A 21,626-nucleotide genomic window follows, 5' to 3' on the forward strand; every position below is an offset into this window, starting at 1 on the left:
GTGTACTTCCCATTACATTTCCAAAATCATTAAAATGAAAGCGTTAAAAAGTATACGAGAATTTTTTAGTAAAAATCCTGCCTTTCCCAAAAGTATAACTCCGGAATTTGTATGTCCAAATTGCTGGGGAAGACAGGAATATGGGGGCGAATTTTTCATGGCCCAAAAAACGGACCATCCCACAGTTATGGAACGAAGAAAAGGATGGGTTAAATCCTACGCAGAGCAAAATTTAAAAGGAATGTATCCTAAATACAACATTACAAAGGAAATATGCAATGTATGCTTTCAAAGCCATGCCAATTAAATAATATTTTTTTAACAAAACACTAAAGAAAAATGGCAACTGAAATTGTAATCACGAAGAAATATCCACTTCCACCATTTAACGAGGAAACGGCAAAACTTAAAGTTCAAATGGCAGAGGATTCCTGGAAGACTAAAGACCCAGTAAAAGTTTCCAAAGCGTACACAGTTGATTCCGAGTGGAGAAATAGAACACAATTCATCAATGGAAGAAAAGAGATTGTTGAATTCCTGACCCAAAAATGGAAATCCGAAAAGCACTATAAGCTAAAAAAAGAGCTTTGGGCTTTTAAGGAAAATAGAATGGCCGTTAGATTTGAGTATGAATTTCAAGATAAATACGACCAATGGTACAGAGCATATGGAAATGAACTTTGGGAATTTGATGAAAATGGTTTTATGCGGAAAAGATTTGCTAGTATCAATGACCTAATAATCGAAGAATACGAAAGAAAACTATAATAAAACCTTCAACCAATTGTGATACCGACGATCATCTATACCCTTATTGAACCTAAATCCGGGAACTTAGCGCTTAAAATCCATCCTTTCGAAGTGGAAAATCCTTTTGAGGATACCCAAAGACTAAACCATTATTCCCTGATTTGGGTTCAAAAAGGTAGGGGTATACTTACCTCTGAGTTTCATGAATATGAATTTCATGAGAATATGTTACTGTCCTTTTCGCCCTACCAACCATTTTCCTTCAAATCTACTGAGGGTCTTACGGGCATCGTTGTCCAGTTCCATCCCGATTTTTTCTGTATACACAAGCATCATCAAGAAATTGCCTGTCACGGGGTACTTTTCAATAATATCTATGACACGCCCATTGTCCTAGTGGATGGGAAAACCGCCACAAACTTTGAAATTATCATTGAACAACTCAAGGAGGAAATCAAGAAGTCTGCATTGGCCCAATACGAACTACTGGTGTCCTATTTAAAAATTCTTTTGATTACGGCATCAAGGCTTAAAAGGGAGCAACAGTCTGCAAAGGAAGAAGCCACTCTCAGCAAAGAAGAACCTTTTATCCTACAGAACCTAAAGAACTATATAGAGTCACATTACAGAACAAAACACTCCGCGAGCGATTATGCGGATATGTTGGCGATTACACCAAAGGCCCTTTCAAAGCTTACGAAATCACATTTTAAAAAGACCTTAACCGATTTGATATCGGAACGCATCATCATTGAGGCGAAAAGGGAACTTTATCTTACTAATAAATCGGTGAAGGAAATTGCCTTTGAACTAGGTTATAACGACGAATATTACTTTAGTCGGTTTTTTAAGAAAAACGCGGAGGTATCCCCTCAAATTTATAGGGAAACCGTAGGTTTTGACCGAGCCGCGGCGAGTACTTAAGTTATCACGGTCCGATACTCCATATCGATGAACGAAATTTTAGATTATAGTAGGGGCTACATGCCCATCCAAAAATACATGAGCTCTTAATGACCTTTTATGGGGCGAAATTAATCTTCCGCTTGCCCCATTAACTTTATATTAAGCCTACTTAATCTTCTTTAATTTTTCATTAATCCTTTGGGATTGATTCCCTATCTATCTTCGCCAACAATAGTGAAGTAATTTTGTGGGCCCTTCCTAACGGGCTATACCTCAAATCCTACTATCGCTAAACTTGTAACGACCAACTAAAAAATATGGAAAACAATTCTAGGACCAGTTTTTGGCAGAAATCCTCTTGTATGGATTTTAACCCAAAATGGTTTTTTCTACAACTCACGCTCACGGCATTGAGCTTTTTTACACATTACGATCTGTTATCACAAACACCTACGGATGCATTGATGATGCCATCAAGAAATGCATGTGTATTACTTAGTTATGACATGGGCCAGTTCGACCGATATTGGGAAGGGGATTATCTAAGAGGTAATGAAACCATTGCCACGGTACATAGAAACACCTTCTTGCCCATGGCAGCTATCAGCATCCTTGGCGACTTAAATCTATATATAGGCCTACCTTATGTAAAAACCGAATCTTCCGAACCCAATGGGGGTAGGTTTGAAGGTGCCAATGGTTTCCAGGATTTTATGGCGGCACTAAAGTATAGGGCTTTGGAAAAACAATTGGGAAAAGGAACATTGAGCCTATTGTCAACCGTTGGATTCTCAACCCCGGCCACCAACTATCTTTCCGATTATATGCCCTATAGTTTAGGTTTCGGGGCACCGGAGTTTTCCCTGCGAGGTATCGCACAATATGATTGGAACAACGGTTTTTACGTACGCGGTATGGGCGGTTATCTATGGCGGGGTTATACAGAGGCTGAACGGGACTATTACTACAATAATGGTAGTTATTATTCATCGACCATGGATGTTCCCAGTGCCTGGAACTATGAGGGAATTTTGGGCAAATGGTTCCTAAACTATTCGTTGAGGGCAGAATTAAGCTATTCGGCCATCAAATCCACTAGTGGCGATGATGTAAGGGATTACAATGCCGCCCAACCTACAAACAAAGTGCAATTTGAGAGGATCGGGGCCTTTTTACAGTATTACATTCCTTCAATTAAAGGTCTGGGACTTGTAGCCTACCATAGCCGGGTGGTCAATGGGCGAAACACAGGAAAAATGGCGAACACAGGATTTGGGCTTACCTATCAATTCAACTACTTAAAGGACAAAAAAGAAATAGAGGATGAAAACTAAATATATAATCTTCGGGGCAATAATGGTGTTGATTCTAGCCAATTCCTGTGAAAAGGACATTCCCCGCTATACAGAGTTCAAAAGTTACGCCTACGCTAACAATGATGAAAGTGGAGGGAATTGGGTTCCTGTTTTATTGGATGGGGCTACCGCTGTCGATATTGCACCTCCCGAAACAACCACATCGACCGCTTATTTGACCGAGATAGCCGATATAAAATCCAAAATGGATAACATCAATGACAATCAACGTAAATCCATTGAATACTGGACCAACAATGCCGTGGTACGATGGAACGAAATTGCATTGGAACTGATTGCAAAGTACAACCTGATTCCAGGACCTAACGATGATGATACCTATACACTACCTAATCCAAATACACCGGATGGTCCTCCCGGATTTCCGTTTTCACATCCACCTTATGCCAGTAGGGCACTTGCCTATCTTTCAGTAGCGCAGTTCGATGGCCTGATATCCGCATGGCATTACAAATATCAATACAACAGACCGGCACCTTATCAAAATGACGCATCCATAAGTTACGCTTATGAACCCAACGACATTCCCTCATACCCTTCCGATGGCGCTGTATTGGCACGTGTTTCAAAAAATATACTTTCGACAATGTTCCCATTGGAGGTCGCATATCTGGAGAGGATGGAAAAAGAACATTTGGAAAGTCTATTATTATCTGGAGGTAACGTACAAAGCGATATTGATGCCGGAGTTTTCATTGCAAATTCGGTATCGGAAATAGCCTTGGAAAGAGCGGCAAACGACGGTATGAAAAATGCCCAGGCACCAAAGGCCGTTTCTGATTCCATTAAAGCAGCCGCCTTTGAAAGATTCGGTTGGCAATGGGAAAATCTTGAACTTCCCGTAAGGCCGGTAGGATTGACACCTTTGTTTGGAAAAGTCAAAATGTGGAGTATCGATGATGTAGAAAGCGTGCGTCCCATACCTCCCCCATCACTTGATTCCCAAGAGTATCGTGATGACGTTGAAATATTAAAAAATTACGCAGATAACATGACGGAGGAGCGCCGGGCGATTGCCAATTTTTGGCAGGATGGACTGGGCACGTATACCCCACCGGGACATTGGAACCGCTTCGCAAATGAATTTATAGTGGAAAGCAAAATGAACCCATTACGCAGCGCACGCACCATGGCCTATATGAACATGGCGATTATGGATGCCGGTATAAGTTGCTGGGATGCTAAATATTACTACCACTATCCGAGACCCATTCAAACGATTCCCGGTTTTAGGACCATTGCAGGAACCCCTAACTTCCCTAGTTATACTTCTGGGCATAGTGTATTCTCTGCAGCGGCATCCGAAGTACTGGCATACATCTTTCCAGAAAAAGCACAGATTGTACGGGCATGGGCAGAGGAAGCCGCAATTTCCAGGGTATATGGAGGCATCCATTGGACTTTTGATGCCACCGTTGGTACGGACCAAGGTAGAAATGTGGCGCAGTTCACTATTGATGTCGCCAAGTTGGACGGTGCGGATTGATAGAATAAAAATTAACTTGAGAAGGGTAATTTTAAACCTTAATCTAAATATTTAAAACTGCCTACATGTTGGCCTATTAAAAACGGCCCTTATTGGAATTGATTAAGGAATAATTGCTAGTCCATTGTGGTACTCCGTAGGTTGGATGTACTTTCCATTTTAGAAATTTCCGTGAGGGTAGACTTGATCAAGGTTTCCAACTGTTTTCTTTTCTGCCTGCAACGGATTTGTTTGAGTTCAAATTTGCTTCTGCTAAGCAACCTTTGGCAATAATCCAATCGGGTAGCAACGGACAGTTCCAACATGGTCTTGGCATAAAGTTCGTCCAATTCCACCAAGGGCGGGTTGTTGGGTCTTAAAAATTTGAAATATCGGGATAATCGCATGACAACATCGGCTTAACAATAGAATTTTCCACAAGAAGCTTGCCAAAATGCCTAAACTTTTGCCACAAAACATCCTATTTCTTGGAACTGTAATTGAATAGTCGAAATCCACGTAATGTCGCTTTGAACGATCTGCCTAAAATTGGGTGTATTGCTGTCCAGAAAAAGATTCCTGAAAAAATTTAGGGTTCGTATTTCCTTCCCATGTAATCCTGCCATGTGACCAGGACATATTTATCCTTTCCGTTTTCGCTTTTCCTTAGAAAACCAAATTCGTAAACAAAGAAATATACGTCGCCCTTTTTGTTCTTCCAATAATGGGTGAAATACTTAGGGTCGAATCCCTCCCCTATTAATTCGCCCTGCCTAATTATGGTGTATCCTGATTTGTTGTACTTTTTTAAAATTCTCCTGTTTATCTTCAATTGTCTATCGACCTTAAGGTAAAAGGTCTCCGTTTTCTGCCTGTGCTCATATTGGTCTATGGACTTACATTTTTTGGAGCAGAACTTCTTATCGGACCTACCTTTTACCAAAACACCACAAACCGGACATTTTTTTGAATCAGTCATTTACAAACGCATATTATAGATATAATATACCGCTCAAATTACGAAACTTCGATAAACTTGTTGTATGAACGAAATGAAATCCATAACACTGTACCATTTAATGATCGACGATCGTAAAATGATTGGTATCAATTTTTTGCCCGATAGACTTATTCAGAACTTGATCAAAGGTCTTCCAAACCCTAAATGGAGCGATAAATACAACATGGCCTACATACCCAATACCAAAGCCAATCTTGGAATCATTTTCAATACCTTCAAAGGTGTCGTCTGGATAAACTACAATCGGTTTTTTACCAATAGACCCGTACATACCAAAAACGACACCGTGGATGTAGCCTGGTTCAGGAATAGAAAACCGATTCCCGATTACCGATTTTGTCCCGAGGAATATCTATTGAAATTGGAGTTAAAACGATATTCGTTTAGTACGGTAAAGACCTACGTATCCTTCTTTGAAATATTCATCAACTATTATAAGGAAAAAGAGCTACATACGATTGACGAGAGTGATATCAGGACGTTTTTACAGTGTCTTATACGGAAGAAGGTATCCAATTCTTATCTGAACCAGGCGATTAACTCCATTAAATTCTATTACGAGGTAGTTTTAGGTATGCCCAACCGTTTTTATGAGATCGAAAGGCCTAGAAAAGAATCAAAGCTACCGAAGGTCATTTCCAAGGAGGAAATCATTGCGATTATCGAGAACACCAATAACATCAAGCACAGGTGTATTGTAAAACTTTTGTATGGTTCAGGCCTTAGACGAAGTGAGCTTTTGAATTTAAAGATAAACGATATAGATAGCAAGCGAATGCTGGTCAGGGTCGAAGGTTCCAAAGGTAATAAGGACAGGTATTCTTTATTATCAAAATCAACACTTGATGATCTTCGTCTGTATTACAAAGAATGGAAACCTCAGGATTATTTGTTCGAGGGAAGGAAGGCATCGAAATATACCGCAGAAAGTGTATTGAACATCGTCAAAAAGGCAGCGGAAAAGGCTGGTATAAGAAATACGGTCACCCCACATATATTACGGCACAGTTTTGCGACCCATCTTTTGGAATCAGGTACAGATCTTAGGCAGATCCAAGTACTTTTAGGCCATGGATCCAGCAAGACTACCGAAATATACACCCATGTGGCGACAAATACCTTTAAGAACATTAAAAATCCATTAGATTAGTCCGGATAAAATAGAAATATAGTAACTTGTTACTATATACAACCGTTAGCGTAAATGCCGTTCAAATTTATTGGTTTCGGCATTTTTTGAATATGATGGTCGCTCTTCTTTTGGTAGGTACTCCCCTATTTTGGTTTCGGTGCTCTTAAAAAATAATTATCGGTTCGGGGCCTTCCCTTTTTTGCCCCGGTACGCAAGGGCTGCGCAGAAAGGATCCGACTCGGACGTGTAAAAGGCTTTCCAAGCTGTTCGCAAGGGGTACGCAAGCAGAACGCGGACTTCCCACTCCGTGGTGGATTAAAAGGGCAAAAAGGGTACGGGAACAAATGGCAATGTCCCTTACCTGCCCATGAAAAGGGCAACGCCACAATTACGCTAACAATATGTATAATTAATGCTGGCCGATTTTCCTAACGGAAAATCTATGTATATTTAAAAGCGATGGTACTGGCCGAAATCCTACGGGTTTCAACCCGCACTAATCATACACGAACCGTTAGCGTAAATGCCGTTCAAATTTATTGGTTTCGGCATTTTTTGAATATGATGGTCGCTCTTCTTTTGGTAGGTACTCCCCTATTTTGGTTTCGGTGCTCTTAAAAAATAATTATCGGTTCGGGGCCTTCCCTTTTTTGCCCCGGTACGCAAGGGCTGCGCAGAAAGGATCCGACTCGGACGTGTAAAAGGCTTTCCAATCTGTTCGCAAGGGGTACGCAAGCAGAACGCAGACTTCCCACTCCGTGGTGGATTAAAAGGGCAAAAAGGGCACTGGGACAAAAGAAAATGTCCGCTTCCTGCCCATGAAAAGGGCAACGCCACAATTACGCTAACAATATGTATAATTAATGCTGGCCGATTTTCCTAACGGAAAATCTATGTATATTTAAAAGCGATGGTACTGGCCGAAATCCTACGGGTTTCAACCCGCACTAATCATACACGAACCGTTAGCGTAAATGCCGTTCAAATTTATTGGTTTCGGCATTTTTTGAATATGATGGTCGCTCTTCTTTTGGTAGGTACTCCCCTATTTTGGTTTCGGTGCTCTTAAAAAATAATTATCGGTTCGGGGCCTTCCCTTTTTTGCCCCGGTACGCAAGGAGTACGCAGAAAGGATCCGACTCGGACGTGTAAAAGGCTTTCCAATCTGTTCGCAAGGGGTACGCAAGCAGAACGCAGACTTCCCACTCCGTGGTGGATTAAAAGGGCAAAAAGGGCACTGGGACAAAAGAAAATGTCCGCTTCCTGCCCATGAAAAGGGCAACGCCACAATTACGCTAACAATATGTATAATTAATGCTGGCCGATTTTCCTAACGGAAAATCTATGTATATTTAAAAGCGATGGTACTGGCCGAAATCCTACGGGTTTCAACCCGCACTAATCATACACGAACCGTTGGCAGTAATGCAAAACCAGACCGAAATTGACAATTTGTAAATAATACAAAAAAAATTAATGACAAATGAATTGGATAATATTAATAATTGCCGGACTCTTTGAAGTTGCCTTTGCTGCTTGTCTTGGAAAAGCAAAAGAAGCAACAGGAGTTGAATCTACTTATTGGTACATAGGATTTTTGGTTTGTTTAGCAATAAGTATGTTTCTACTTGTAAAAGTGACTCAACAACTACCGATTGGAACAGCATATGCGGTTTGGACAGGAATTGGTGCCGTAGGGACAGTTTTGATTGGAATTTTGATTTTTAAAGAACCAGCAACATTTTGGCGACTATTTTTCATAACGACTTTAATTGCTTCAATTATCGGACTGAAAGTAGTTTCACATTAAAAAAACGGACTAAAAAAAAAGAAAAGCACACACTGCCAACAAAACCTATACGCAATGCGGGTTGACGAGAAAACCAAAAGATCGGTGCTTTTAGCCCGCCAAAGCTACGCTTTGACGTTTTTGTTGAATAAATTTAAAAACACAAAACGCAGCTTTGGCTACAGTTTGTGCCAGTCTGAAAGTTTCGGCTTTTTAATCCCGCACTGCGCATAGCCAAACCGTTAGCGTAAATGCCGTTCAAATTTATTGGTTTCGGCATTTTTTGAATATGATGGTCGCTCTTCTTTTGGTAGGTACTCCCCTATTTTGGTTTCGGTGCTCTTAAAAAATAATTATCGGTTCGGGGCCTTCCCTTTTTTGCCCCGGTACGCAAGGAGTACGCAGAAAGGATCCGACTCGGACGTGTAAAAGGCTTTCCAAGCTGTTCGCAAGGGGTACGCAAGCAGAACGCGGACTTCCCACTCCGTGGTGGATTAAAAGGGCAAAAAGGGCACTGGGACAAAAGAAAATGTCCGCTTCCTGCCCATGAAAAGGGCAACGCCACAATTACGCTAACAATATGTATAATTAATGCTGGCCGATTTTCCGTTAGGAAAATCTACGTATATTTAAAAGCGATGGTACTGGCCGAAATCCTACGGGTTTCAACCCGCACTAATCATAGCCGAACCGTTACCTGCAATGCAAAAAGGAGAAATGGATATAACATGGTTTCCCAATTCATGGGTACGTATTAGAGCGCGCAAAATAGTTGTCTATTTCGATCCTGCATATTTGACAACTTATTTTTCTGGATATACCGACAAAATAGAATTCTCGAAATGGCCTGACCCAATAGATGGCTTGCCGAATGGCCTTGAAAAAGCAGATTTTATTTTCATAACACATCATCATAAAGACCATTGCAAGAAAATAACAACTCAACGACTTTGTAAAAAGTCAACAAGGATTTTTGCACCAGCCTCCTGCAAAAAAGAACTAGGAGACATCTTCCAAACAGTAAAGCCTGGTGATACAATGCAACTAACAGGTGATTTGTCAATTCAGGTAATTAACGCATACAATACAGAAAAAGGGAGTTCAACCCGGAAGCAGCACAAGAAAGGGAAAGGTGTCGGTTATATCTTAACCATTGGAGACAAAACCATTTATCATGCAGGAGATACAGATTTAATACCTGACATGAACCATCTTCAAAAGATCGACATAGCTCTTCTTCCAATGGGTGGAAAGTTTACAATGGATTGTAACGAAGCAGTTAAGACTAGTCAATTGATTCAACCTAAACTTGTTATACCGATTCATCACCTCAACTCTGACCCTCAAAAATTTTGTAGAGAGTTAGATAAAAATAACATAAACTGTGTATATCCAAGAATAGGAAAACCAATAAAAATTGAAGCACATGCAGGTAACAAAAGCTATACGTAATGAGGGTTTTATTGCTAAATTGAAAATAAATGAATAATAATAGACATCTCGGCTGGTGGACAGTGAAGTGCTTTTTAATCCCTCACTACGTATAGCCAAACCGTTGTGGTGCATTTCATAAAACCGTATGAATAGAACTGAATTATTTGATAAAATCCTAAAACATCTGATTGAAAACCAAGATGACTATCGGCAATTAATTCCGACTTGTGAAAAATATTTTGGCGTGACTGATAGGCGTTTAATTGAATCTGTTTGCGATGAATTAATTGAACGTGGTTGGGTTACAACTAAAAACAACGACAAGTATTCTCTAAACATTCATTACAACGGAATCCAGATGATTGAAGAGTATGGTTCTTATTCGTCTTTTTTACATGATTTAAAAAAATCTAACAATAAAAAACAAGTCCAAAAAAGTACAGACAGAAAACTGAATAATATTAGTAAAATAAGTGCTATTGTTTTTGGATTAAGTGCATTCATATTAAGTTACTACAAAATTATTGATGATAAAAAAATTGAGTTTCAGAAAGCCGAAATAGAAAATCTGAATGGAACGATTGACTCACTCAAAACTGAATTGAAAAATCAATTGGAATCAGAATCTCGGAACTACAAGAACGAAGTTTCTGAATTTGCTCTGAATTTCTCACCGAAAGGAGCATCTACTTTGGACTCTATTCCCGAATACATAGTTGAAGGATTTAGAAAATTAAGAACTATTGACAAAAATGCACACGAAAAATATGTGACTTTGATTTTTACCAAACTTTATGCTGAACACTTACAATGTTGCCATCAAGGTTACATAATTGCAAGTCGATTAAAAAATGACTTTGACAAAGACAAAGTTTCAATGGTAAATGAATTTGCTTTTATGTCAAACTACGTCGACTATGAAAAATTACCTGAAGCTTGGAGCTCTGGAATTATTGAAAAGTGGTTGGCAGAAAATCCAAAATTGTTGGAATTTGAACCAATTGGAAAGTACAAACAAAGGATTGACAGTATATCGAATAAAATTGCTAATGGTGATTATTGGAATAATTAATAAAAAACGACACCACAACAGCGTGTATAATTTATGCTCCACTTGGAGCATTTTTTAAATTCACTAACTTTAAATCAAAATGATTACGGCGGAAAGATCCTGCGGACCATTCCGCACAAATCATACACATTAACGTTAGTGGCAAGCAAAAGAAAGCGTTTAATAATTATTTCTAAAAATTATTCTAATTTGTACAATATCACCTAGCAAAAATATTTATGCGCTTTGCTACAATAAATAATAGTCGTGTTGAAGCTCAACCAAAACTTAAAGGAATTTGCTCTTGTTGCTCAAAGCCGGTTATTGCTAAATGTGGAACTCGGAAAATTTGGCATTGGGCACATAAAAGAAAAGTAGATTGTGATAATTGGTGGGAAACTGAAACACAGTGGCATCGAAATTGGAAAAATAATTATCCTGACTCATGGCAAGAAATATCTTTAACTGATGAAAGATCTGGAGAAAAACATATTGCTGATGTTCGCACAGATAATAATCTTGTAATAGAATTCCAACATTCCTTTTTAGACCCTCAGGAACGAAACTCACGAGAACAGTTTTATAAGAACATGGTTTGGATTATCGACGGTACTCGACTAAAAAGAGATTATCCTCGCTTTCTTAACGAATGGAAAAGTGGCAGTACCAGTGAAGTACAAAAAACTGAGAAACCTGGAATCTTTAAGATATGGTTTCCAGAGTTTTGCTTCCCAAAAGCCTGGCTTAATAGCGCTGTGCCCGTAATATTTGATTTTTACGGAGACGGAACATTGGACGACCCGGAAGGAATGCGAAATTCTCTTTACTGTTTATTTCCGCAAGTCGGCAAACATGCCAGAGTTGCAGAGATTTCTCGAAATGCCTTCCTTCAAGCAACAAATAATGGCGAATGGACTTCACGTGTTCAAGAATTTATACGTGAATTTAAAATACAAGACAAGGTCAATTCACAACAACAAGCGCTATCTCACCAATCAAATAAAGTAGAGTATAGATGGAATGGAGTTCCCCTCATAGGAGGGAAAAAAGAATATCGGAAACGTGTTTCTAAATCGAACAAATCTTTTCGAAAAGGAAAACGATAACGAAGCTTTCTGCATAGCTGAAATAATATTCGACTAGGAATCAAACTTAAAAAAGAAAAATGCCAGCCACTAACATTGGCTAAAAAGCATTGCTACATCTTACACGATTTAGACTATTTTCTTATATTGATCTCCAAGAACTAAAATGAAGCGTCACGTTTTCAACGTGGCTCTGAGCCCCCGCCAGAGGTAAAGGCCAACGCCACGGGCTCAGATCCACACACCACAACGCTTCATAGCCTTACCGTTGGCAAACATTAAACTAACCGAAACCACCCAATTATGAAACAATTACTATTTACACTAATTATTATTTCAATATTAACTGGTTGCAAAACTGAAAAACAAGAAAGCAAAGTAGTAATTAATGAATTACCCCTTAAAACTTACTTCCAAAATAGCCACCTTCCTGCTGTGATTATGGGTTATAGCAACAGAGAAGGCAAAATGGACTGGTATGCTTTTGGACCATCTGTTTGGGGTGGAAAAGACACAATTAATGAAAATAACATATTTAGAATTTTTTCAATGACAAAGGCCATAGGCTCTGTTGCCGCATTACAACTTGTTGAAAAAGGTTTAATTGGTCTAGATGACCCGTTAGATAAATTAATGCCTGAAATGACATCTATTCCTATACTTACCTCGGAAGGACAACTTGTTAAAGCCAATAAAACAATTACTTTGAGAAATCTTTTAACCCATACCTCTGGATTTGGATATGATATTTTTGATGAACAACTACAAAAATTTGATAAAACTGGTTGGGAATATGATGACCTTCCAAGATTATTTGAAGCTGGCGAAAAATGGCATTATGGCAGAAGTACAGATTGGGTAGGTAGAATTGTCGAAAAAGTAAGTGGGCAAAATCTTGAAGATTATTTTAGAGAGCATATTACCGGACCATTAAAAATGAATAGTACTTGGTTTAACGTTCCTGACAAACTGAAAGAAAATATTGTTTCTTGGGGCACACGTGATTCAACTGGATTTAAAGAATATCCGCGTATCCCAACAAAACCAACTACTGAATTTATTGCTGGAGAAGGCTTATTTGGTTCACCAAAAGACTATTTAACTTTCCTTAATTGTATTATGAATTCTGGCAAATATGATGGAGGTCAAATCCTGAAATCAGAAACAGTTGATTTGATGTTTAAAGATGCCTTACCTGATGGACTTACCCTCAACTTTGGGTTACCCGAAGAAGGGTTACCAGAAACAATAGGACATTTTCCTGATGAATCGGACACTTATAGTTTAGCTTGGGCTATAGAGAATAATAGTAAAGAAATGGTGCGCACTACAGGCTCAATATATTGGGCTGGCGTTGCTAATTCATATTACACTTTAGATAGAGACAAAGGGATGGCAATAGTATATTTTACTCAATTTCTTCCTTTTAATGATAAAATATCCTATGATTTTTATCGTCTTTTCGAAAAGGAAGTCTATACTAGCTTAAATAAAAAATAACGATTTGCCAACAATGGCTATAATTCATTGCTTGGCTATGACGAACCCCAAAATTAGTTTAACTTTAAATGGCTTGATTTCAACGGTCGAAAATTCCAGCGGAATTTTCAACGCAACGAAATCATAGCCTAGACCGTTGTGCTTCATTATGACCAACCAATAACCAATGATAAAATTCTTTAGAAAAATTAGACAAAAACTACTCTCTGAAAATAAATTCAGTAAATATCTGATTTATGCAGTCGGAGAAATAGTTCTTGTGGTTATTGGAATTTTGATTGCACTTCAAATCAATAATTGGAACGAAATAAGAAAAAACACAGAAAGGGAAAATAAATATTTATCAAACCTTAATAAAGAAATTATCAATGATTCTCTGTCCCTTGAAAGAGGCTGGTTTAATAATCGGCAAAAAAAAATTAAGAGTTTAGAACTGGCTAGAAGCTATGTGATGGGAAATTATAGTCCAATAGATACACTTCAATTTATAAATATTGTTGGTTTTGGTGGAATAAATAGTAGAGCATCTTTTATAGGTTCTTCTCGTACCTATAGTGAATTGGTCAGTACAGGAAATTTAAGTTCAATATCCAATGACAGCATACGAGAATTAATTGTAGAATATTATGCTGGTAAGGATTTTTTAAAGGAATATTTGAGTAATATAAGAAGTGATTATGCCACCTATGTGAATGGAATTAAAGTGTATAATTCAAATTATCCGGATAGCATTAATACAATTGAAATTCCAAGAATTTTAAGAAAATTAAAAACCGATGAATTTCATAGCTTAATTAACCAAGAACTAACTTACACTTATTCTATTGAAAGGCAACTTCAATCCAGTAAGAGAAGAGCATATATACTTAATAAGAGAATAGAACAATTCTTAAGGAATAAATAACGAAAGCACAACAATGGGTATAGTGCATAGCACCCTTCGGGATGCTACGACACCATACACGGGCCGTTGTGTGCAATATAACCAACACGAACACTAATGACAGAATTTTGGGAAACAGCATTTAATGACAAACAAGAAATGTGGGGGATGAAACCTGCAAAATCCGCTGAACTGACAAAAAATTTCTTCCTAGAAAAATCAATAAAAAATATTCTCATTCCAGGAATTGGATACGGACGAAATGCCCAACCATTTATTGAAAACGGAATAAAAGTAAGTGGAATTGAGATTTCAAAAACAGCTATTGAACTCGCAAAGAAGCATTATGGAAATGAAATGACAATTTTTCATGGTTCTGTAACCGAAATGCCTTTTGACGATAAAAAATATGAAGGAATTTTTTGTTATGCCCTTATTCATTTATTGGACAGCGAAAATAGAAAAAAGCTAATTCAAGATTGCTACAACCAACTTACAGAAAATGGATTTATGGTTTTTACAACCATAACCAAAAATGCACCTCAATTTGGAAAGGGAGAATTGATAAGTAAAGACCGTTACGAAATTCATAAAGGAGCCAAAATATTTTACTACGACAAAGAATCAGTCAAAACAGAATTTGAAAAGTACGGACTTTTTGAAATTACGGAAGTGGACGAAAATCATTCAATGTACCTGATTAAATGCAAAAAAGTATAAAAACACTGCCCACAACACCGTATATAATTTATTGCTAATTCTAGCCTACTTACGAAAATCCTAGCGGATTTTCTATTCGGTTTGTATTTGCTAAATTCGTTGCTAAACCACGCAACTAATCTTATACAAACACGTTAGGCAACATTTGCACAAAAAAAACTTTATAATTACTTTTGACGTTAGTAACGCAAAACAAAAGTATGATTGTTTCATTTAGCTCGAAAGAAACCGAAATGATTTGGAATGGTATTCGGGTTAAAAAAATGCCGATTGAAATTCAGAACGTTGGACGTCGTAAATTGAGAATGCTGAACAATTCTCAAGACATAATGGACTTGAGAATTCCGCCTTCAAACCGACTAGAAAAATTGTCTGGAAATCTAAAGGACTTTTACAGCATTCGAGTTAATAAGCAATGGCGAATCATTTTTAAATGGAATAACGGAAATGCAAGCGAAGTGGAAATAATCGACTATCATTAAAAAAGAAAAAAATGGAAAAGTTGGCAAATGTACATCCTGGAGAAGTTTTGAACTTTGAATTTCTTGAGCCACTCGAAATTTCGGCTTATCGACTTTCAAAGGACTTAAAAATACCGCAAACAAGAATTTCGGAAATCATCAAAGGTAGGAGAAGAATAACAGCGGACACAGCTCTAAGATTGAGCAAATATTTTGGAAATTCGGCCAAATTCTGGCTCGGACTTCAAGATGATTACGACATTGAAGAGGAACGAGATGAAAAACAGGCGGAATTAAACGAAATAAAAAAATTCCAAAATAAAAACGTTGCCTAACACCGGCTATAATTCATTGTGGGCGGATTTCCTAAACGGAAATCCTTACTTCTAAGCTAAGGTTAGATTTCGGGCGGAATGTTCACTACATGAAATGTCCACAACGAAATCATAGCCCAAACGTTGTGCATCATTTTGTGAGCTATCGCACAGATGACAACAAGAAGAAAATGAAGACCTTTGACGAATGAAAGATATTTTTCCGTTTTACATCATTGGACATTTTATTAATCAGCCGACAAATCCGACTGAATTTTAAATATTGCGGTTTGGCGAAATGGAAGAACCAAATGTTGACGACTTTCACATACGCAGGTTTTATGAAATTCTTTGGACTGAAAAAAGGTAAAAGCCAACAAATTGGTTAAACAAATCGAAACTTGGGTTGTTTTTTAGAAAAAAAACATGTTGAATATTATATAAAATTTGATTACTATGAAACTTTCGAACCTTACTTTTCTATTTTTCTTATTCTATTCAATTTATGCAAATGCACAGGGTAATTCCATCAACGAAGAGAGATTCATATCTATTGGAGGCATTGAACAATGGATCACAATAAAAGGAAATGATAAATCAAAGCCTGTTGTTCTCTTCCTTCATGGGGGACCGGGCAGTACTATGAGCCATTTTGAAAACAATATTTATGGCAGCTGGGAAAATGATTTTGTTTTGGTGCATTGGGATCAAAGAGGTGCCGGAAAAACTTATGGCCGTAATTTTCCTTCAGTTGTAGATGAAGAGTTTTATATTGAAAATCCTTTGAAAGTAGAACAAATGGCCAATGATGGGATAGAACTCACCAAGTATATTATTGAATATCTTGACAAGCAAAAAGTAATACTTGTTGGCACTTCTTGGGGGTCGGTGCTGGGTATGAAAATGGCTTTAAAGTATCCGGACTTTTATCATGTTTATATAGGGCATTCTCAAGTTGTGGATTTTTCGAAAAATATTAGTTATGCCTATAAAAAAGTCAATGAAATGGCTATCAATAAGAAAGATAGTATTTCTCTTGAATTGCTTCATACTTTGGACAAACCACCTTATGAAAATGCCAGAAGTTACGGCCAATTATTGCGAATAATTAAAAAATATGAGGGGGAGAATTCAATTCCGGCTCCAGAATCTTGGTGGAAAATAGCACCAAAGTATGATAATGAAAAAGACACTAAGGCAAGATATGACGGGGATGACTACTCTTTTATAAATTTTGTGGGCCACGAAAAACTTGGAATACCCTCGATGGTTTCAGATATCGATTTTGAAAAAGATGGATTGGTTATTAATATTCCGGTGTATTTAATACAGGGTGAGCAAGATATATTAACTTCCAAAGAAGTTACTAAACCATATTTTGACAAAATAAAAGCTTCCAAAAAAGGATATTATTTAGTGCCTGGTGCGGCACATGGTCATAATCAGTCTGTAGTGGACATGCAATACCAAGTCATAAAGGAGAGTCTGCAATTTTAGCATGTAAAATTCAAAACGGGCAAGAACAGCCCAAGACAAATCATTAAATCAATAATTTGTAATCTAAGTGATTTTGCAAGAAAACATCAATGCATCCATATATAAAAAGAATTAAAGATCTTTCCAATCAATTAAACACTTAGATACTTACTGAATTGGAGGGCGGGTTTGTGAACAAGAAATTCACAAAAGGGTCTTGCCTGCTCAAACCCGGACAAATATGCACATCACACATATTAGTCAAAAAAGGTATTGCCAGAAAATTTTATAAGCACAATGACAAAGAAATTACGACCGAGATTTATTTCCATGATGATGTAGCTGTATCTCTTGATAGTTATATCATGAGAAAGCCAGCAGATGTGTACATTGAAGCATTGACAGAATTAGAAGTGACGATTATTGACTATAGCAGGTTTCTTGATGTCAAAACGAAATATGCAGAAGTAATGATGCTCGACAAAATATTTATAGAGTATTATGCAGTTTGGTTTGAACAAAGACTTAAAGAATTTCAAACCATGGATGCCTCACAAAGATACTTGAATTTATTAGAAAAAGAGCCGAAGATTATCCAGCAATTGTCCGTCACCATCATTGCGTCTTATTTAAATGTTTCTCTAGAAACTTTATCCAGAATCAGATCAAAGATTACAAGAAAATGATTATTTGACTTAGGTCAAATTTTCGCTTTTTGAAGTACCTTATTTTTGTAAAAAATAAAGGGTCGTAAAATGAAAGCAATTGTATTTAAGCGATACGGAGAACCCGAAGTATTGCAAATAGAAGAAATTAAAAAACCTGTACCCAAAAACAATGAGGTGCTTATTAGAATATTTGCCACTTCAGTAACCGCTGAAGACCCCAAAATGAGAGGGTTTAATCATCCTCCCCTTCTTAAACTTCCAGTAGGTTTAATGTTTGGTTTCAAAAAGCCTAAAAATCCTGTGTTAGGAATTGAATTCTCCGGAACAATTGAAGCTATAGGGAAAGAAGTTAAAAAATACAAAATTGGTGATGAGGTATTTGGATACACCGGTTTGAGTTTTGGAGCCTATGCTGAGTATAAATGTATGCCCGAGAATGGACTAATACATTATATACCAGAAAATTTATCCTTTGAAGAATCCGCATGCATGGTTAATGGTCCACTTTCAGCATTAGCTTACATGAAGAAAAAAGGGAACATTAAACAAGGGGATAAGATATTGATATATGGAGCATCAGGTTCAGTTGGCACCGCAGCGGTTCAACTTGCCAAATATTTTGGAGCTCATGTAACAGGAGTATGTAGTACTAAAAATATAGAGCTCGTAAGTTCAATTGGAGCAGATATTGTAATTGACTACACTTGTCAGGACTTTACTCAAACAGAAGAAAAATATGATTTGCTATTTGATACGGTCGGTAAAACATCCATGAAAGAATGTCTAAAATTATTGAGACCTAAAGGGAGATACTTATTAACCGAATTTGGATTTTCGCATATTCTAGCCTCAATTTTTACCTCATTATTCAAAAGCAAAAAAGTTATCGTTGCATCATCCAATTTCTATTGGAAGATTGAAGATTTGGAGTTGTTCAGAGAGATTGCAGAAAAAGGTTATTTCAAACCTGTTATTGATAAGACCTTTCCACTTGAAAGAATAATAGAGGCACATAAATATGTAGAGCTAGGTCATAAAGCTGGCAATGTTGCTATTTCTATCAAATAGTATAAAAAACGAACGCACAACAATATATACAAAATAGGCGTGATAGTAGTAAATTTAAGAGTTGTAGCCCGCTTTATAATTGTAGCGGTTTGATAAGTTCGAAGCCCGTAATCGCCTACTTTGCATATACTAAACGTTGGCATTCATATTGACAAAAAACGCGAACGAAGAATGAGTAAAAAGAATAGCGTATTTATTGCGACAAGTTTAGACTGCTTTATAGCTGACAAAAATGGTGGACTTGATTGGTTACATTCTATTCCAAATCCAGATAATAATGATATGGGATATGTAGAATTCACTAATGGAATTGATGCACTTGTTATGGGACGAACAACATTTGAAACTGTAATTGGATTTGATGTTCCTTGGCCATATACCAAGCCTGTTTTTGTATTGAGTAACAAACTGAAAGAAATCCCTGATTCTCACAAAGACAAAGCTTTTTTAGTCAAAGGAACTTTAACGGAAATTTTAGAGCAAATTCATAAGAAAGGGTATCAAAGATTATACATTGATGGTGGAACAACAATCAGGAATTTTTTAAAAGCAGACTTGATTGATGAAATGATACTGACAACTATTCCTGTTTTATTAGGTGGTGGTGCTTCATTGTTTGGAGAATTGCCAAAAGAACTGAAATTTGAACTAATTGGAACAAAAACATTTCTAAATCAAGTATCACAGAGACACTATAAACGAAAAAAATAAAATACGAAATGCCAACAAAGAACTGAGTTAAAAAACAAGTTCTTTTAGTTCAATATCGATACATAATTCTCATCGTAGGGCAGCCCGGATTTGACAATCGCAAATGCCTGTTGCAACAACTTGTTCAATATCGAAATCAAGGTAGGCTTGCGGACCAACTTGTTTTATCAAGTGTTGATATATTTCTGTCTCTATTTTTATAGGATTTTAGGCCGAAAAAATGAAAGGAACTTAATCTGTAGCTAAAATTCCTTCCATGATCATATCATCTTTTCTAGTTCTATGTAAATCATTAAACCGCATGTAACAGCCCATCGCTAAATTCCTCTTATTTTTTGTGCATACTAGCAACAATATTGGTGTTTGAATGCACCAAGTTCACAAAAATAATTGGGCAGACATTAGAAATCACATTGATTTATGTAACTTGAAGGAAGAATAGATTTGGATATACTACCATGAATTTTATAGACTATTACCAGGTTCTGGGTTTGGATAAGTCCGCGACCGAAAAAGATATAAAATCCGCCTATCGAAAACTGGCCAGAAAACATCATCCAGACTTAAACCCCAACAACACGGATGCAGAGGAGAAATTCAAAAAAATCAATGAGGCCCATGAAGTACTGAGCGACCCTGAAAAAAGAAAGAAATATGACCAATATGGGAAGGATTGGCAACACGCGGAAGAATTTGAAAAGGCCAAATCACAAAGACGTAGTCAACCTTCTGGTGGCGGTTACAGGGAATATACCTACTCAGGCGGTCAAGAAAGTGATTTTTCAGATTTCTTTGAATCCATGTTTGGGGGTGGTGGTTTCAGTAGGCAACAAGGAAGGGCAAAGTATAGGGGGCAGGATTTCAATGCGGAACTTCGATTAAATCTTTCCGAAGTTAAAGAAACGCATAAGCGCACGCTCACTGTAAATGGAAAAAACATAAGAATTACAATACCAGCTGGGATTGAAGACGGTCAGACCATCAAAATAAAAGGATATGGCGGGGAGGGAATCAATGGGGGACCTAAAGGTGACCTTTACCTTACCTTTTCCATTTTGAACGACACGCCTTTTAAAAGAGAGGGCGCCAACCTTTATAAGACCATTGAAATCCCATTAACAACGGCTGTTCTTGGAGGGGAAATAGTGTTGGAAACCTTAACGGGAAAAGTGAAATTGAGCGTGAAGCCGGGAACACAGAACGGGGCCACCGTGAAGCTTAGAGGCAAGGGATTTCCTTTATACAAAAAAGATGGGTTTGGCGACCTATTTATCACATATAGCCCAAAGATTCCAGTAAAGCTTACTACAGAGCAAGAAAGGATTTTTAAGGAACTTGAACAAAAAGGTTTGTAAAAGCATCATGGAAAAAGCTACTTATATATTTATTGAGGAATTTTGCAACCATCACAATATTGAGGTTTCATTAGTGCATAGGCTCGTGGAGTTTGAAATCCTTACAATTGAGAAGAAGGAGGAAAAGGAAATGATTAGGATCAGTGAACTTCCAAAACTCGAAAAAATGGTAAGGTTACACCAAGAACTGGAAATAAACCCGGAAGGACTCCAAGCTATTCACCATCTCTTGATTCAAGTTACAAACTTGCAAGATGAAGTTAAATTATTGCGCAGGAAATTGCATAGGTTCGAAAACTAAAACTGGTATAGACTTCAATCAATTTCTTTAAGTATTTTAAAACAATACTAAAAAAAATCTTTAACTCTATTGGGATTGGTACGGGCCAGCTACAGAATACACCAAGGTAGGTTTGGCAGGGTCTTAAATAATCTGTTTAGTATTAATACCGCTATAGCTT

The 21,626-nt window shown here is 37.4% G+C and carries 23 protein-coding genes and 1 pseudogene; 21 read left to right on the forward strand and 3 right to left on the reverse strand.

All coding sequences use genetic code 11. From position 1 onward, the window contains the following. The first annotated feature begins 34 nt into the window (after positions 1–34). From F0361_RS14705 to F0361_RS14725, 5 genes are all read left to right on the forward strand, one after another. Positions 35–307, forward strand: a complete 273-nt coding sequence (locus tag F0361_RS14705; RefSeq protein ID WP_154919674.1) for a hypothetical protein — start codon at positions 35–37, stop codon at positions 305–307. Positions 308–339: 32 nt separating this feature from the next. Further along, on the forward strand, positions 340–768 hold the full coding sequence (locus tag F0361_RS14710; protein ID WP_154919676.1) for a nuclear transport factor 2 family protein: 429 nt from the start codon (positions 340–342) through the stop codon (positions 766–768). 18 nt (positions 769–786) lie between these two features. Then, the gene (locus F0361_RS14715; protein ID WP_211361178.1) at positions 787–1,674 is read left to right on the forward strand and encodes a helix-turn-helix domain-containing protein; all 888 of its coding nucleotides are present in this window, start codon (positions 787–789) and stop codon (positions 1,672–1,674) included. Between the two features lie 299 nt (positions 1,675–1,973). After that, positions 1,974–2,990: a transporter gene (locus tag F0361_RS14720; RefSeq protein WP_211361179.1), complete on the forward strand. Its 1,017-nt coding sequence runs from the start codon at positions 1,974–1,976 to the stop codon at positions 2,988–2,990. Then, on the forward strand, positions 2,980–4,518 hold the full coding sequence (locus F0361_RS14725; protein ID WP_154919678.1) for a phosphatase PAP2 family protein: 1,539 nt from the start codon (positions 2,980–2,982) through the stop codon (positions 4,516–4,518). Before F0361_RS14720 ends, F0361_RS14725 begins: the two co-directional genes overlap by 11 nt. Positions 4,519–4,634: 116 nt before the next feature. On the opposite strand, the gene F0361_RS14730 is transcribed toward F0361_RS14725, so the two are convergent. Further along, on the reverse strand, positions 4,635–4,904 hold the full coding sequence (locus F0361_RS14730; RefSeq protein ID WP_154919680.1) for a hypothetical protein: 270 nt from the start codon (positions 4,902–4,904) through the stop codon (positions 4,635–4,637). Between the two features lie 182 nt (positions 4,905–5,086). Next, the gene (locus F0361_RS14735) at positions 5,087–5,476 is read right to left on the reverse strand and encodes a hypothetical protein (RefSeq protein ID WP_154919682.1); all 390 of its coding nucleotides are present in this window, start codon (positions 5,474–5,476) and stop codon (positions 5,087–5,089) included. Between the two features lie 64 nt (positions 5,477–5,540). Between F0361_RS14735 and xerA the strand changes: the two genes are divergently transcribed. From xerA to F0361_RS14810, 14 genes are all read left to right on the forward strand, one after another. After that, complete coding sequence (gene xerA, locus F0361_RS14740; protein WP_246160906.1) at positions 5,541–6,668, forward strand: site-specific tyrosine recombinase/integron integrase; 1,128 nt, start codon at positions 5,541–5,543, stop codon at positions 6,666–6,668. A 1,465-nt stretch (positions 6,669–8,133) separates the two neighbouring features. Further along, positions 8,134–8,460 carry a DMT family transporter gene (locus F0361_RS14745; RefSeq protein ID WP_154919684.1) on the forward strand — a complete coding sequence of 109 codons (327 nt, stop codon included), beginning with the start codon at positions 8,134–8,136 and terminating at the stop codon, positions 8,458–8,460. Between the two features lie 681 nt (positions 8,461–9,141). Beyond that, entirely contained in the window at positions 9,142–9,891 is a 750-nt protein-coding gene (locus tag F0361_RS14750; protein WP_154919686.1) for an MBL fold metallo-hydrolase, read from the forward strand. Between the two features lie 127 nt (positions 9,892–10,018). Beyond that, positions 10,019–10,945 (forward strand): hypothetical protein, encoded by a 927-nt coding sequence (locus F0361_RS14755; RefSeq protein ID WP_154919689.1) that lies wholly within the window; start codon positions 10,019–10,021, stop codon positions 10,943–10,945. A gap of 218 nt (positions 10,946–11,163) precedes the next feature. After that, positions 11,164–12,030 carry a competence protein CoiA gene (locus F0361_RS14760; RefSeq protein WP_154919692.1) on the forward strand — a complete coding sequence of 289 codons (867 nt, stop codon included), beginning with the start codon at positions 11,164–11,166 and terminating at the stop codon, positions 12,028–12,030. 282 nt (positions 12,031–12,312) lie between these two features. Next, positions 12,313–13,509 carry a serine hydrolase domain-containing protein gene (locus F0361_RS14765; RefSeq protein WP_154919695.1) on the forward strand — a complete coding sequence of 399 codons (1,197 nt, stop codon included), beginning with the start codon at positions 12,313–12,315 and terminating at the stop codon, positions 13,507–13,509. A 166-nt stretch (positions 13,510–13,675) separates the two neighbouring features. Beyond that, on the forward strand, positions 13,676–14,413 hold the full coding sequence (locus F0361_RS14770; RefSeq protein WP_154919698.1) for a DUF6090 family protein: 738 nt from the start codon (positions 13,676–13,678) through the stop codon (positions 14,411–14,413). Between the two features lie 96 nt (positions 14,414–14,509). Beyond that, positions 14,510–15,112 carry a class I SAM-dependent methyltransferase gene (locus F0361_RS14775; protein ID WP_154919700.1) on the forward strand — a complete coding sequence of 201 codons (603 nt, stop codon included), beginning with the start codon at positions 14,510–14,512 and terminating at the stop codon, positions 15,110–15,112. A 200-nt stretch (positions 15,113–15,312) separates the two neighbouring features. After that, entirely contained in the window at positions 15,313–15,594 is a 282-nt protein-coding gene (locus F0361_RS14780) for a type II toxin-antitoxin system RelE/ParE family toxin (RefSeq protein WP_154919703.1), read from the forward strand. 11 nt (positions 15,595–15,605) lie between these two features. Next, on the forward strand, positions 15,606–15,908 hold the full coding sequence (locus tag F0361_RS14785; RefSeq protein ID WP_154919705.1) for a HigA family addiction module antitoxin: 303 nt from the start codon (positions 15,606–15,608) through the stop codon (positions 15,906–15,908). A gap of 435 nt (positions 15,909–16,343) precedes the next feature. Then, positions 16,344–17,384 (forward strand): alpha/beta hydrolase, encoded by a 1,041-nt coding sequence (locus F0361_RS14795; RefSeq protein ID WP_154919706.1) that lies wholly within the window; start codon positions 16,344–16,346, stop codon positions 17,382–17,384. A gap of 170 nt (positions 17,385–17,554) precedes the next feature. Beyond that, a complete protein-coding gene (locus F0361_RS14800) occupies positions 17,555–18,049 on the forward strand; it encodes a Crp/Fnr family transcriptional regulator (protein ID WP_154919707.1) in 495 nt (164 codons plus the stop codon). A gap of 69 nt (positions 18,050–18,118) precedes the next feature. Beyond that, the gene (locus tag F0361_RS14805; protein WP_154919708.1) at positions 18,119–19,099 is read left to right on the forward strand and encodes an NAD(P)-dependent alcohol dehydrogenase; all 981 of its coding nucleotides are present in this window, start codon (positions 18,119–18,121) and stop codon (positions 19,097–19,099) included. Positions 19,100–19,270: 171 nt separating this feature from the next. Then, positions 19,271–19,810 (forward strand): dihydrofolate reductase family protein, encoded by a 540-nt coding sequence (locus F0361_RS14810; protein ID WP_154919709.1) that lies wholly within the window; start codon positions 19,271–19,273, stop codon positions 19,808–19,810. A 44-nt stretch (positions 19,811–19,854) separates the two neighbouring features. Here F0361_RS14810 and F0361_RS18915 read toward each other — a convergent pair. Beyond that, a pseudogene (locus F0361_RS18915) lies at positions 19,855–19,962 on the reverse strand (IS110 family transposase); the annotation flags it as partial. Positions 19,963–20,268: 306 nt separating this feature from the next. Between F0361_RS18915 and F0361_RS14815 the strand changes: the two are divergent. Both F0361_RS14815 and F0361_RS14820 read left to right on the forward strand, forming a co-directional pair. Next, positions 20,269–21,165: a DnaJ C-terminal domain-containing protein gene (locus tag F0361_RS14815; protein ID WP_154919711.1), complete on the forward strand. Its 897-nt coding sequence runs from the start codon at positions 20,269–20,271 to the stop codon at positions 21,163–21,165. 7 nt (positions 21,166–21,172) lie between these two features. Continuing rightward, positions 21,173–21,466, forward strand: coding sequence for a chaperone modulator CbpM (locus F0361_RS14820; RefSeq protein WP_154919713.1), 294 nt, complete (start codon positions 21,173–21,175; stop codon positions 21,464–21,466). Positions 21,467–21,626: the final 160 nt, after the last annotated feature.

The organism is Maribacter flavus (genome assembly GCF_008386635.1).
GTDB lineage: Bacteria > Bacteroidota > Bacteroidia > Flavobacteriales > Flavobacteriaceae > Maribacter > Maribacter flavus.